This window comes from Ktedonobacter sp. SOSP1-85 (assembly GCF_016587415.1).
Lineage (GTDB): Bacteria > Chloroflexota > Ktedonobacteria > Ktedonobacterales > Ktedonobacteraceae > Ktedonobacter.
Map to the genome: position 1 here is coordinate 3,471,382 of NZ_BNJI01000001.1, position 14,596 is coordinate 3,485,977.

Annotated in this window: 8 protein-coding genes; 7 read left to right on the plus strand and 1 reads right to left on the minus strand. The window is 47.5% G+C overall.

The genetic code is table 11. The annotated features are described in order from the left end of the window. Window positions 1-1,035: a glucosaminidase domain-containing protein gene (locus KTE_RS14485; protein WP_201381998.1), complete on the minus strand. Its 1,035-nt coding sequence runs from the start codon at window positions 1,033-1,035 to the stop codon at window positions 1-3. Between the two features lie 904 nt (window positions 1,036-1,939). Between KTE_RS14485 and KTE_RS14490 the strand changes: the two genes are divergently transcribed. The 7 genes from KTE_RS14490 to brxL all read left to right on the plus strand — a co-directional run bounded on the left by KTE_RS14490 (window position 1,940) and on the right by brxL (window position 14,576). After that, entirely contained in the window at window positions 1,940-2,518 is a 579-nt protein-coding gene (locus tag KTE_RS14490; RefSeq protein ID WP_201381999.1) for a zinc ribbon domain-containing protein, read from the plus strand. A 543-nt stretch (window positions 2,519-3,061) separates the two neighbouring features. After that, window positions 3,062-5,068, plus strand: coding sequence for a DNA topoisomerase (ATP-hydrolyzing) subunit B (gene gyrB / locus KTE_RS14495; protein ID WP_236600399.1), 2,007 nt, complete (start codon window positions 3,062-3,064; stop codon window positions 5,066-5,068). Window positions 5,069-5,536: 468 nt separating this feature from the next. Continuing rightward, window positions 5,537-6,370 carry a DUF4007 family protein gene (locus KTE_RS14500; RefSeq protein WP_201382000.1) on the plus strand — a complete coding sequence of 278 codons (834 nt, stop codon included), beginning with the start codon at window positions 5,537-5,539 and terminating at the stop codon, window positions 6,368-6,370. Beyond that, window positions 6,367-6,840, plus strand: coding sequence for a hypothetical protein (locus tag KTE_RS14505; RefSeq protein WP_201382001.1), 474 nt, complete (start codon window positions 6,367-6,369; stop codon window positions 6,838-6,840). Before KTE_RS14500 ends, KTE_RS14505 begins: the two co-directional genes overlap by 4 nt. A gap of 4 nt (window positions 6,841-6,844) precedes the next feature. Then, window positions 6,845-10,813, plus strand: coding sequence for a hypothetical protein (locus KTE_RS14510; RefSeq protein WP_201382002.1), 3,969 nt, complete (start codon window positions 6,845-6,847; stop codon window positions 10,811-10,813). Beyond that, complete coding sequence (locus KTE_RS14515; RefSeq protein WP_201382003.1) at window positions 10,810-13,152, plus strand: PglZ domain-containing protein; 2,343 nt, start codon at window positions 10,810-10,812, stop codon at window positions 13,150-13,152. The genes KTE_RS14510 and KTE_RS14515 overlap by 4 nt, the downstream gene beginning before the upstream one ends. Beyond that, entirely contained in the window at window positions 13,149-14,576 is a 1,428-nt protein-coding gene (gene brxL / locus KTE_RS14520) for a BREX system Lon protease-like protein BrxL (RefSeq protein ID WP_201382004.1), read from the plus strand. Before KTE_RS14515 ends, brxL begins: the two co-directional genes overlap by 4 nt. Window positions 14,577-14,596: the final 20 nt, after the last annotated feature.

The window sequence follows — 14,596 nt, forward strand, 5'->3', positions numbered from 1 at the left end:
TTATATGTTGCCAGCGCGCCAGTTATCGACGGCGTGCTTCACTGAAGCGATATAGGCCGCCTCGTTGTTGTTATCCGCGCTGGGAGCATACTTGGGAATAATAGTATCGATGGTACTGCGTCCCCATTGGGCGACGTAGAGGTTGCGCATAAGTGCGTACCATGAGCGAAAGCCATCTTCCCAGCCATTAAACTTGGCGTAGCCGCCACGGTCCTGGTCAATGCACTCATGGTCCGGGATACAGCGCAGATTGCCCAGCGACATCGTAGTGCGAGCCTCGCCATTTTTTCCAAAGGTGCTCTCATGCTGGAAAAAGGCCAGGCCAAAGACCGGATCAATGCCATATTGCACACCCAGGTCATACATGGCTTGCCCCTTGCCTGCCGCCGGAGAGCCAGCGTTAGCCAGCACCTTATTAATAAAGTCGGCGGTGACCGTGGGCTTGCCCAGGATCGAGTAGGGCCCTGTTGGGACCGGCACCTTAGGGGGCGCGGGTTTAGGGGACTCCCAGGTCCCCGCCTTATCGGCGCCAACCTGGATATTGTAGACCTGTCCTCCCGCGTATGGTAAGAGCATCGGCGCACCCGGTCGCTGCGCGATAGCGGCCCAGAGCAAGAGAGCCAGGAAGACAACGCCAATGAGTGAACTATAGACGAGTGGATTGAGCCAGCGGCGATGCCGGTGTAATGGATGCGGCGCGTAATCGTCGATGACCTGGTAGCGACGTTTGGATGCGGGCTTACGTGTAGCATTCCTATTTGGTTGTAATGGGCGCGCCGAACGTGGCGCTGGTGTGCCCACCCGCCTGAACTCACTCGTCTGGCGCTGTGCCTCCGCTGTCGTCCGCCTGATTGCCGCAGTGGTCGTGGGAGTAGGGCGTGTACGCGGCGGAAGCGATTCCGTCAGAATATCTTCATCATCAAAGGGATGCTGTTGTACGGCTGGCAATTGTCGAGTAGCTCGAGCGGGTATGGGTGAAGTCGTGTCGACTGGCTGGCGTGGTGAGCGCTTCCTGGCGTAGTTACCACTCGCCATGAATAACCTCCTTATAGGGCCTTTGAACTAGTGTTCTATTGTAGCATAATGCTCAGAACCGCACAAGTTTCCTACCTATATGTTTCTCTGGCTACACGTTCCGCTTGCGGCTGAAGCGGGGCCAGATACAGGTCTACCATATTCTCACTGGCGCTATAACCGCAGCCTTCATGATAAACCTCTAGTTAGAAACTATCATATCACCTTTAAAACATCTAAACTAGTAAGAGTTAAGTCCTGTTTTTCGAACTACATTAGAATTTGCTTAGAATCTTAAAGTGCTGGGCATGATGTTGTGGGCCGGGCATCCGCCCGGCCCACAACATCATGCCCAGCACTGGAGAATAAAAGAGTATGCGGGGTCCTTGCTGGCATGGGCTTGCCCAGGACTGGCCTTCACAAACATATTATTATTCTGGGAGAGGACATCAGAGGCGATATGCAGGGCCATTATATGTAGACGCTTGCTTTTGCAGCGTCGGCACCTAGCCTATAGGTTGGGGTAAGTTACGAAAATGTTCCTTTTTCGTATCCCTCTCGATATATATTAGAGAGAGGCTATTTACCAGGCTTGAGAGCCAACAGGAATCATTCTGCCTCAACCGCTGAGACTAGCTCAGCAGCCTTCACACCCCCGGCGGGTAAGGGTATGTGGATGCAGGTGCGAAGGGCCAGGGAGGTATTCATAGGTGATTATATGGCGTTTGTAGAGTATTATATAAAGAAGATAGCAAAAACTCTGCCAGCTTATAGTCCTATGTCGTCATCATGCTAGGGGAAACGAACGTTGTAAGAGAGTGTATGTAACTCGTTAATCCAGATAAAAAATAGTGGAGCGACGCAAGCAAAAGTTGCGAGTAGTAAATAGTACTTTATTCTATTTTCTGAAAGGGGCGTCTGTCCTGTGAATTTTGTATATGCAAATCTGAGCACCTCCCTGGCCACTACCCAGCCTGGCTGGCTCACAACACTGCAAAACCTGGTTGGTCCTATGGTCGCTTGTATGGTGGCCTTCCTGGTAGTATTCTGGCTGAGCACCGTTATTTGGACGTTTCGCGACATTCGCGCGCGCACGCAAGACTTCCTCCTGCAGATTATCTCTACCGTCGCTGTCGCCATCTTTCCGATTGCGGGCGTCTTTGTGTATATGATTCTGCGCCCCCGCCAGACCCTGGCCGAGATCTATGAGCGCCAGTTGGAAGAAGAGTCGCTCCTGGCTGAAATGACCGAGCGCCAGACGTGCAGCAATTGCCATGCACGCATCGAGTCGGATTTCCAGGTCTGCCCCTCCTGTGGCCAGAAGCTCAAGCGCTCCTGCCCCAAGTGCGAGCGCTTGCTGGAACTGCGCTGGACCTTTTGCCCGTACTGCACAACCAATCTGGCAGGCGCGCCTATGCCGAGTATGCCAGGCATGGCTAATATGCCGGGCGTTCCCAACTCAAACATTCCTATGGGGGGACCGATTCCCGGGAATCGTTTCTAGCCAAACTATGCGAGATGAAGTGTGTCCCCTGATGGCCCAGGTCACCAGGGGACACACTTCATCTCTTCCCTTTTCTTTCCCCTTGCGGTTGTCCGTTCAACCCACTTCTCTGCTTTGTTTATCAAGCAAAATGTGCTATAATGATGTGGCACACAGTGGCTTTCATTGCCACTTTTTCTATGCTTAAGTAGAATACTTACACACAGAGAAATACTAGCCTTCCACAGTCGTCTGTCGCTCATCCTGGAACGCGTATAGCACGTGTCATGTATAAGGCGAACGCCAGGCGAAACCTGAAGACGTCCAACCAGCAGGCATTGGGGCTAGCTTCTACATCTATAACTCGCCCCCTGTTCCTAGCGCTACTACTGTTGTGCCATTGTGGTAGGGGGACCAGCCACGACGATCACTCAAAGAACAGCAATTCGTATCAGACCGCGGCTTGTCCGTTGTTTATCCAGGCGCAACGGCCTCCGCCGCAGTTCCGTGTTTACTGAGCAAAAGGAATGTACAGGTTCTATGGCAAAGACAAGAGAATCAATAATGGCAGAGCACATTTCAGATGAGCAGGAGGCCCTAGCAACTCCTGCCAATACAATCTCTAGCAGTGATGAGGTTGACCTGGGTAGCACCACTCAGAATCATGGCAACAATGGCTATAGCGGCCAGAATATTCAGATTCTCGAAGGCTTAGAAGCTGTACGTGTGCGTCCAGGTATGTATATCGGGGCGACCGATCAGCGTGGCCTCCATCACCTCATCCAGGAGGTGGTCGACAACAGTGTTGACGAGGTTATGGCCGGCTATGCCGATATCATCCAGGTCACCATTCATGCCGATGGCTCGGTCACGATTGAGGATAATGGTCGCGGTATCCCTGTTGAAGAGCATCACCAGCGCCCGGGCATGTCGACGCTTGAAGTCGTGATGACGGTCCTGCATGCCGGTGGTAAGTTTGGCGGTGGCGGCTACCAGATCAGTAGTGGTCTACATGGCGTCGGTGTCTCGGTGGTGAACGCGCTCTCAGAGTGGTGCCAGGTCGATGTCAGGCGCGATGGAAAAATCTATCGCCAGCGCTATGAAAAGGGCACGCCTGTCACCAAGCTAGCCGCTGTAGGCAGCTTCGAGGGCACGGGTACCCGGACCTCTTTTCTGCCCGATCTCTCCGTTATGGAGACACGCGACTATAACTTTGATATCCTCGCCCAGCGCTTCCGCGAGATGGCCTACCTCAATCGCGGCATGACCATTGGCATTCGCGATGAGCGCAGCGACCGTGAAGCAACCTTCTACTTCGAGGGCGGCCTGGTCTCCTTTGTTCGCTACCTCAACAAGAATCGCAACACGCTTCAGGCACGCCCCGCGAGCGCCAGCCGCGAGATTGATAAAGTCAAAGTCGATATTGCTCTGCAATATAATGATAGCTGGTCAACCACCGAGTTCTCGTTTGCCAATGGCATCAACACCGTAGATGGTGGCATGCACATCACTGGTTTTCGTAGCGCCCTCACGCGCTCTCTTAATGACTATGCCCGCAAGGCTGGTCTGCTCAAAGAGAAGGATCCCAATCTAACTGGCGACGACGTACGCCAGGGCCTGGCCGTAATAGTCAGCGTGAAGATCCCTAATCCACAGTTCGAGGCCCAGACCAAGAGCAAACTGAACAATGCCGAGGTCCGCCCTATCGTCGAAAACATCACCGCGGACATGCTCAACCGCTACCTGGAGGAGACCCCCAGCGAGGCCAAGACCATCATCAGCAAGTGTCTGACCTCCGCCAAGGCACGTGAGGCCGCCCGGGCCGCACGTGACCTCGTCCAGCGCAAAAACGTGCTCGACACCACGCTCCCTGGCAAGCTGGCCGACTGTAGCGAGCGGCGCGCAGACCGCTGTGAGCTGTACCTGGTCGAGGGTGATTCCGCTGGTGGCTCGGCAAAACAAGGGCGTGATCGCCACTTCCAGGCCATCCTCCCCCTGCGTGGTAAGATCCTCAACGTCGAGCGCGTCACGCTGGACAAGATCCTGCACAACGAAGAGGTCAAAAATATCATTACCGCCGTGGGTGTGGGTATTGGTGAGCAGTTCAATCTCTCCCGCCTGCGCTATGGCCGCGTCGTTATTATGTGCGACGCTGACGTTGACGGCGCGCACATTCGCACCCTCCTGCTGACCTTCTTCTACCGCTATATGCCCGAACTGATCGGTGGCGGCCATCTCTACATCGCGCAGCCACCTCTCTACCACGTCAAGTTTGGTAAGCAGATCCACTTCGTCTACACGGAAGAAGAGCGTGATGCCCTGATCGACGAATACAAGGCCACGCACAACGGCAAGGAGCCCGAGGTTGGCCGCTATAAAGGCCTGGGTGAGATGAACCCGGAGACCCTCTGGGAGACCACCATGGACCCTGAGCGCCGTACCATCCTCAAAGTCTCCGTCGATGAGGCCGTCGAGGCCGACAAGGTCTTCAGCATGCTCATGGGTGACGAGGTCGCGCCCCGCCGCCGCTTCATCGAGAGCCACGCCCGCAACGCCAACCTGGACATCTAAGAGAGAAATATGTAGGTTATCACAAATACTTGGCCCCGTATCACAAATATTTGGCGAAGTTTTTCACAAATATTTGGCGGGGCCAAATAAACCAAAATTTTTAGGAGGTAGTTAGGACTTTAAAATCCGCACCTGTATAAAATTCTTGAAGATTTGTATCAGCTCGTAAGCGAATTATATCCTAGCATCTAGATACGGGTAGCTTGCTTTCCACGAGTATTAGTGACGTTAATTGATACACTCATCTTATGAGTGTATCAATTGGTGTTTTTTGAGCTAATTAAGCTAGCTTGGTTCCCGCCTCGTCACATATCTTGTTTATGGTGTATGCTTGCAAATTGGGTTTGTGTAGTATACACTTTTTAATCATAGATTATCAATTAACAGATTATCGCTAGATAAGCTGTTAAAATGTCTTTCCGCGCGTGCGTTCCTTGCTCATGAAGGCATAAATATGAGGGAAAGTGGATGGCCAAAACTTTAGGCTTTTACCAAAATTTTGATCTTGTTTTACAACGTCTAAGCAGTGCGCTACGTTGTATTCAGGAGGACCCCGAAGTGGGTCACTCTGCATTAGCCCAGTGCATGAGTGTCAATCAACCTGTTGCTGAAGGGTTTTCATCTTGGTTGCGCCATACAGGATTAATAATAAGTGAACCGCATCCAGGATCTCAAAAGCGATCTTACAAACTTACTCCCTTTGGGAAACTTGTCTATCAATATGATCCTGCGCTAACAGATAGAGGCACTCAGTGGATCTTACACTACTACTTGGCAACCAAACGTGATGAAGCCTCTGATGCCTGGTATATTTTAATAAATAAATATATCCCTTTTAATTCAAAAGTAAATATCGAACATTTCAGGTCTTTCTTCGCGGATTTAATGGGTAGTAATACCAAAAATCAAAGTGCCTTGATCAAGGACCCTCGAACCGCCTTGACTACATACACTCGCCCAGAGGCATTGGCACAATTACGTATTTTAGAGAAGTTAGATAATACAACATTTTGTGTGAGGCAACCTGTTTCACCTCCGACCCTTGTCGTTGGTTTCATGCTGCTCGATTGGTGGCAGTACCACTATGATGAGACAAATACGCTTAGTTTTTCGCAGCTTGGCCGCGAGGAAGAAAGCATAGGTCGCTTATGTCTTGCTGATGCAGGCCAAGTGAGACAATGGATAACAGCTTTAACTGGACTAGGTTATTTGAGCTTCTCAGAGACCCAGCACGAACCTGTACATCGGCTCTATCAAGACCGACCAGTCTCTCTTTTGGAGCGTTACTACACACAAAGATGAATATTGAAGATGTTGCTCAATCGCTCGAAATTCAAATTCGCAGAGTGTGCGGTGCCCAATCCCGTTACCGCGTACTCTGGATTATTGGCGCGCCACGTAGTGGCAAAACCTCATTATGCCAGTATATTTGTACAGCTCATCAGTGGAAATACGTGAATTTTACTTTAGATCCTGGTTATCTTGACAGTTTGCTTGGAAGAGAGGAAACCTATCGCCCAAAAGATTTTGAAGGAGATCTCTTGACTTGGTGCTCAAACTCGAAGGAAGAGTTTATTATATTTGATGAAATTGAGCCCTTACTCGGGCTATGGAATAGAGAACACCAAGACAACTTCTTCAGAATAGTTGGGCGTATTCCGGAGCTAAGAGCGGGAGTCGTCCTTGTAACCCGCATTCGCTCTGCACTACAACTCCGGTCCATTTTACCGGAAATGAGTCAAGATCACATATATGAAATAGAGCAGGAGTAACCATATGCCTGAGATGATGCGAGATGTGGTGCAGATTCAGGGGGGATTCAAGCCATCTGTACAGCTTCCCAGACATTTCTTTGATAAGGAGAGCAATCGCCATTTTGTTCAAAACTATATCCCAACTCAGGAAACGCTAGATGTTTTTCTAAAGGTACGGGATAGTTTACAACCTAATTCTGTGCATAGAACAAAACTATTCACTGGTACATATGGCACTGGTAAATCTGATCTTATGCTAATGATTTCTAATTATGTTACTTGCTCTGCTGATGATCCGTTACTTGCACCGTTTTACGAAAAGTTAAGGAATTTAGATAAAGATAAAGCCGCTTCTATCTATAATGCGCGTTTAGGTCTTCCCCCATTCCTCCTTGTACTGCTACAAGCAGATACAGCAATTACCTTCTCTAGCTTTGTACTAGATGGGCTGGAGAAAGAGCTTACGCGGATTGGCCAACAAAACGTACTTGGCCGGACCTATTATCGAGCTGCACTTGATCGAATTGACTTATGGGAGAAAGGACATCCCGAGAATATCCATCGTTTGAAAAAAGAACTACAAGAGAACCACAGCTGCACTTTAGCGCAACTAAAGCGAGATCTCGCAGGCCCTAATGCTGATAGTGCTCTTAATACGTTTCGAGCAGCAACGTTGCAAGCTATCGGGCTACCATTTCACGAGACGGCAGTCATTGAGAGACCATATGAGGCTTTCGAAAGAGCCGCAGGGGCGCTGGTTAAGAGCGGGGAATATAGTGGGATTTTTATCATCGCTGATGAGTTTACATATCTGCTACAAAAGCTCGCCGAACCTGCCACTGCTTCTCCTGATATCAAGGCTATAGATAATTTGGCAGAGATGGCAGACGATTCTGGGCGATACCAGTTGCATTTCTATGTTGTGAGTTTAGAAGGTTTTGCAAGCTCAAAGGCTGGTTCGCGCACTTCCCAAGCTGCACTTGAGCGTTCGGGCGGTCGTTTCATTCGAGGGCAGGTAGAACTAAAATCACAGTATATGGAAGAGCTGATTAAGGCTTCTATTGTCAAATTGGTTCCTCCTGAGAGTTTGTTTAAGACAGTTCCTGATCAGCTAGATGAGTTGCTTTCTCTAGCAATGCGTCTTTGGGGAGACCGTCCTACTGTGACGCATGATCGCGAATGGGTCCGAAACGCTATCGTTAATGGTTGCTATCCCCTACATCCATTGACAACTTATTGCCTTCCCTCCCTTAACAGAGCATTGGCTCAAAATGAGCGAACTATGTTTAGCTTCATTTGGGACGAACAATACGGCCTCAAATCCTTTATTAATGAGTCGAATGTGTCTTCTCTCGATGGATGGATTACATTAGTTCCTTTGGATTATCTTTTCGCCTATTTTGATGTCAGTTTGAAAGAGAAGCGCCCTGATCTCTATCTCCTATATCAACAAGCTCGAACTAAGCTACTGCCTGAGCAGGTCAACTTGGGTTTAGAGGGGCGCCTGCTCAAGGCACTTGTGCTGCTCGAAATTGCCTCTGGTGATACTAATCTGCGCACTGACTCTGACTCATTACGTCACGCATTAGGATTAAGCCCATCTAGTTCAGAGAATGTTAAGGTCGCTCTTAAGGAACTGATGCAAGCGGGTATCGCCTATCCAAATCAGATGGGTTACTACCTCTTAGTAAAACAAGGCCAGGCTAATCCAAGTGAATTACGCAGTATCATTGAACGTCTAGCTCGAGAGGATATCACCAAATCACCGATTTCTGTTTTAAATGAGCAGCAGGAGTCAAGCGATGTGAATGCTGTCGACTACAATCGAACACATGGTACAGAACGTAAGCTCTCAGCGAAATTTGTGGGAGTTGCTGATCTGGCAAGTAACTCTTTGTCCTCTTCACAACTACAGAATTGTGATGCTTTGCTATGGTACGTTATAACAAACGCAGAAGATGAAAGATTACAGGCCCGTTCGTTGGCTCTGCAGCTTACTAAGCAATACGACCGATTGGTTATTGCAGTCCCTCTTGAACCTACTGATATCCTTGAACGTCTCAAACGTAGGATGGCTGTAGAGGATTTACGTGATACTGAAGATTACAGCAGGCCAGATTATCAAGAACTTTTAGCTGACAATGGATTAGTTGGTGGAGACTATCTCTCTGCATTCGAACGTGCACAGCAAAAATTAAAGAACTATGCATCGTTTGAGTGGTATTCTGAAGGGAAAATTGCCAGCATTCAAACCTTAATGCAAACTGAGGATTTAGCATCGAGGGTAATGAAAAAGGTTTTTCCATCGACTCCTGTACATAGCACAAGCCAGCATCTTCCGAAAGCGCAACGGAATACAGCGAAACTGCGAGATGCTTTGGATAATATACTAAATGCTCCATTTCGTCGTGCAAATGGAAAGAAATCTGCTACTGATGCGATACTATCCGATGGAGCAAGGATGCTAGGTCTACTCTATGTTGTGGATCGTGATGGAGGATACAATCGCTATGATACCTGTATTCCTGATCAACAGAACCGTCGTTTGCAGAACAGCAGATTCGTATGGAATACCTTGGATGGGCAGTTGAAAAGTAGCGTTGCCTGGCCAAACATTGTTCAGCAACTAGAATCCCCTCCTTATGGGCTTTATCCTTCAGTATTGGCCCTTTTCCTCGCAGCGTTTCTCCACTTGAATCGAGACTACATAGAAGTTTTCGATGCAAAGCAGGTACTCAACCCCGTAGGGGTCACTGGGGAAATTATCCTAAAGATGATTGACTCTCCCGAAAACTATACTATACGTTATCAACCATTGACGAATCCTCAAAGAGAATTTTTGCAGGGGCTATTACGCATCTTGTTACCTTCTCAAATAGAATTGCATACCAAAAGAGCGGATGCTGCGTCACTTCGCAATCAGGTAGCAAAACTTCTGTATCAAAGAATTAGGGAGGTAGCTCTAATACATCAAGCACCTTCTTTAGAAGAACTTACTGAAGCCCTACCAGATATGCCTCGGGAGCTACTGCCTGCGTGCCAAGGTCTAATAGAATTTAGCCAATTGCGCGAGGATTCTGAAAGAAAAGCAGCTCTCCTTGACGCACTACCTGAGCATATCGGTTTGCCCGTAGATGGTGTGGAATGGGATAGTAAAGATATCAATCGAGCACTCTCAAATCTAGAGAGCGCATATCGACAATTACAGCAACTTCCGAAGAGGCTGAGGCAGACTATTGCACTGCAAATCGGCCAGTGGTTTGGGTTAAGCGAGACGCCTAAAGATGAAAAAGAGGTGTTAGAAGCTGCTTTAAGATGGCGTAAGTTAACGGGAGTGCGCCTACAGGACTTGGCAGGTCAGGTAGAGGCCCAAGATATGTTAGGGTTACTTGATGATAGGCCATATAACTTCGAGCAGGTATTTCTTAATGCCCTCCCAGCCCGCTGGAAATTGCAGACTTTCGGTGAATGGCAAGCGTTGCATACGAAAAAAGAGTATATGAACATTCTCGAAAAGGCAGTGCAAGCAGTTAAAGATCAGGTAGAGCGACTTTCCTCGCAGATACTTGAAGAGAGGACAGTCGATAGAGATGTGCTACAGAGGCCCGCTCAGATCGGAAACAATGGATCGAGGGAGGAACGAGCAGGGCATTCAGCAATCTCTGGAGCGGAATCACTTACCGCTGGCACCAATCAACCAAATTCTACCGAAGCAACGCCACTGAAGGATGTAATAGCGCCTCGTCAAAATACTGTTGGGTCCTCAAACTTCCCTGCAACGCCACCAGTTGTTTCTAGAAGTGAATTGCATCTCCGAGAAAAGCCGCATAAAGCAGAGCTAGCTGTTGAAGTGGCATCATCTCGCAATGATATGGCGAGCGATACGGTAGAGCAGGCCTTTGAGATGATACAGTCAATCTTTGAAGGATTGTTACCCAAAGACCAACGTCGGCTGTGGGAACGATTAGTTGAGGAGTATGATCCTCGATGATCACAATATATTGCGATTTTTACAGCATACTCCAAGTTGAGTCTACAGATGAGCAAGATGTTGTAAGGCGTATACAAGATTACATACCGCTGAGACAGCGAATTCGCAGTGCTCTCGACAAGGAGAACACTGCTTACACTGTCTATGTGCAAAATCCCATTCTCGCTCAATGGCTAAAGGATCTGCGTGGTTATGATCCCCACATTGTGCGTTGGGAGGATATTGATCCATATGCATACTTTGAACAACGTTTTGGTTTCGTTCCCCCTGTAGAACTAAGCATATCGGCAATTCAAGAGTTATTAAAGGTACTACCGCTTCCCTATGAAGAAGTAACGGCAGATCCAACAGGGTGGATCCTAAGCCAGCGCGTTGATCATGTTTGGGGCTGTAGTCAGCCCTCTGAGAACCACTTGGCCGATGTTGCTGCTTGGATGGTAAGGGTAAAACAGATTCCTGTGCTCCTACTGCCACTTATGGAAGCACGCCTGGCTGAGTGGGCTAAAGTTGATGATCGGTACAAGGTGTTTCTTGACCCGTCTTGGAAAGAAACTGCAAGAGCGCTTCTTCTCCGTTGGGCATTACGCTTTTATCCCATGACATTTAGCTTGCGCCAAAGGTTAGAAGAGTTCCCCCTGGTAGATTGCAATCAGTATACTGATATTTGCATCGAGCTTTTTCGAGAAAAAAACAATGAACTTAGACGGTTTTGGCACACATGGCTTATCTCTGGTTCTTCACCAGATATTTCAGTTGCATTGCAACAAATGTCGGGTCTTGCAGATGCTGAGTTAGATGTGATTGAGGATTGGGCAAGGGCTAATGCATTGCTCGTGACAGGCCAGTTATTGGAAGCTATTAAAAATCGCTTTGCCCGTTTCCCTCGTGCAAATAATGTTTTGGAACGGTTAGCGAAAGTAGTTCCTCCTCCCGTCCCTCCTATACCCGATCCTCTATGGTCTAGCGAAAATTGGCTGCGCTGGGTTACAGAAGCATATCTTCCTTACTTCGCATGGGTGATTCGTAACAAACAAGCGAGAGATACGCAAATGAAGCTTGCAGCTCAGTTTGAGCAGTGGCTCTTAAAAATATACCCAAAGTTTCCATCAGATCCGATGGCCCCTTTTACCCCACATCAACTAAGTAGGATCAAAGAGCTATTTGATGAAAAATCAGTCGATGTTGTCTTCTGGTTTGTTGTTGATGGGCTAACTTGGTGGCAGGGAGAAAGACTGAAGTCCTTTTGTGCTGAGCGCAAAGTTGGGGGAATATATCTCGAGCCAACGATTTCTGCACTCCCAACGATCACATCGATTTCTAAAAAAGCTTTGGTAAGTGGGTATCTTGAGTCGACGGATAATACGAAGCCTATAGCTCAGATTGTGAGGGAACGTCTAGTTTCAGCTGTACAGAACATCCATGTGTATAGACACGAAAATGAACTAGAAGAAGCCTTCTCTTCAACACTTCAACCAGGGCTGTATACTTTGATGTACAATGGACTAGATCACCACAGCCATGATACTCAAGGGTTCACTGATACCGAAAGTATTGATGGCCACCTTGTATTGCTTTCCCGCCTCATACAAGAAGGTTTTGAGCGTTGTTTGAGGCTAAACTTGAGAGCCAAGGCATTTGTCAGCAGCGATCACGGAAGTACGTTTTTACCTAAAGATGCTAGGGTATTACAACTTCCAAAATTTGCCCATTCAGTAGATGACAGCGATTTAGAAGGTATACCAGATGAGCAAACGAAAGCCTCTTCAAGAGCACGTGCCTGTACTAGTAGCAGAATACCTGAGAAGGATGAACTAGAGGAGATCAAAAAGGATTGGCACTACCTACAGAAGGATGTTTTCAGCCTGCCTCAACAGTATTTTATACCAAAAGCATATAGTGCCGTAGGACGACGACCGAAAGGTTGGACGCATGGTGGCGCAACGCCAGAAGAAGTGATAGTTCCTTTCATCGCGTTACAGACTAATAAGGTAGAATTCTTAGAGCCAGTGATAAACATATCAGGTTTTTTGTTCTCAAGTAAAGTTAATGCACTACAGGTTACGCTTGGAAATATGAATCCGTTTCCTATTACAGTGCTTCAACTGTTGGTGGCCGATTCCACGGCAAAATTGATTCAGAGTTACGTGGAACCAAATGCGATGATTACTGGCGAAGTTATACTACCTGCTGTAGTCTATCGAGAATCTGCTCGATTGGTTACATGGTCCCTTACCTGTGAAGGTGGTGGAATCCGCCAAGTTTTCAGGGGTGATGTAAGTATACCTATACGACGTTTGCAGACAAGTGATGTTGATGAGATGTTTGAGGATATGCTATGACGCTTTCATTTGAGCAAAAAGCACTTTACTATTATGACGAAGTATGTATAAACAAAGGCCTTATGCGCCAGGCGAGTATTGGATCTCAGAGCGTTCCTATGTACGTTGGTGAATGGATTGTATCTCGCCATATGACGGATGGACGCATTGATGATGCTGCACGCAAGCGTATGCGGGATTTTATCAACAAACACCTGCCATCAAAGGACAGAAAAGAGCAACTCAAATCTCAACTAAAAAATGGGCAAACTTTGCTCATTTTGGACACATATACTGTAGAGGTAAACCTTCGTTCAGATAAATACACCTTGAGGATTCCATGTTTAGATGACAACAAAGCCACTATTGAAGGGTATATTGTCGAGAAATACCCCCTTTTGCTTGGAGGAGGCGTTTGGGGAGTCGGACGCTTAGAATATCAGCCGCCAAATGAGATTGAGCACCTTCCCGGCACCATACATATGGTTGATTTCCGACCTATGCAAGCGGCAACGATAGATATGGATTTATTTTGTGAACAGCGCCAGCATTTTACGCTTGAAGAGTGGAGAGATTTATTGGTAAGCAGTATGGGTTATAACCCTGCTGCTTATACTCCGGACCAACTCATGTTTTTGATTACACGCCTTATTCCAATAGTGCAAGAGCGTGTCAATCTTGTAGAATTGGCCCCTAAAGGCACAGGGAAATCCTTTGTATACCTTAATCTTTCACGTTATGTGCGCTTAATATCCGGTGGAAAAGTTACTGCAGCAGTATTATTTCACAATAATGCAACTAATCAGTCAGGTTTATTGTCGCGTTTTGATGTGGTTGTTTTTGACGAGGCACAATCGCTCTCCTTTGATAACCCAAATGAAGTCATCGGTGTACTCAAGGATTACCTTGAGTCGGGAAGCTTCTCACGGGGTGGTAAACAGCAAAATATTGCAACTTCTGGCATTGTCATACTAGCAAATATACCGTTAGATGCTAATGGTTATCCGCGCTCAGAGAACTTATTTGCAAACCTTCCGGAATTTTTGCGTGAAACAGCGTTTATTGATCGTATCCATGGAATATTGCCGGGTTGGAAGTTGCCTAGGATACAAGAAGAATCAATATCAATGAGCGTTGGTTTTAAAGCCGACTTTTTCGGCGAGGTACTTCATAACTTACGATCTATGGCAGGATATGAGGATTATGTTAAAGCTCACGGATCCATTATTGGCACTAACGACCTTCGTGATCATAATGCTATTATAAGGTTGGCTGCGGGATATCTTAAACTACTTTTTCCCGATTTGAGATTGAGCACGAAGGAGTTAGTTGATTACTGCTTACGACCTGCTGCTTCATTACGGCAATTAGTCCGCAATCAATTAGCAGCCTTGGATCCTGAATATAAGAGGGTTGTTATAGATGTGAAGCCGAGATCAGATTAATAGCTTTCTGATAATCTCTG

Bases quoted from the DNA above. Each gene is read 5' to 3' on its own strand.
- brxL (WP_201382004.1), top strand. From the start codon at position 13,149: ATGACGCTTTCATTTGAGCAAAAAGCACTTTACTATTATGACGAAGTA.
- KTE_RS14515 (WP_201382003.1), top strand. From the start codon at position 10,810: ATGATCACAATATATTGCGATTTTTACAGCATACTCCAAGTTGAGTCT.
- KTE_RS14485 (WP_201381998.1), bottom strand. From the start codon at position 1,035: ATGGCGAGTGGTAACTACGCCAGGAAGCGCTCACCACGCCAGCCAGTC.
- gyrB (WP_236600399.1), top strand. From the start codon at position 3,062: ATGGCAGAGCACATTTCAGATGAGCAGGAGGCCCTAGCAACTCCTGCC.
- KTE_RS14510 (WP_201382002.1), top strand. From the start codon at position 6,845: ATGCCTGAGATGATGCGAGATGTGGTGCAGATTCAGGGGGGATTCAAG.
- KTE_RS14505 (WP_201382001.1), top strand. From the start codon at position 6,367: ATGAATATTGAAGATGTTGCTCAATCGCTCGAAATTCAAATTCGCAGA.
- KTE_RS14500 (WP_201382000.1), top strand. From the start codon at position 5,537: ATGGCCAAAACTTTAGGCTTTTACCAAAATTTTGATCTTGTTTTACAA.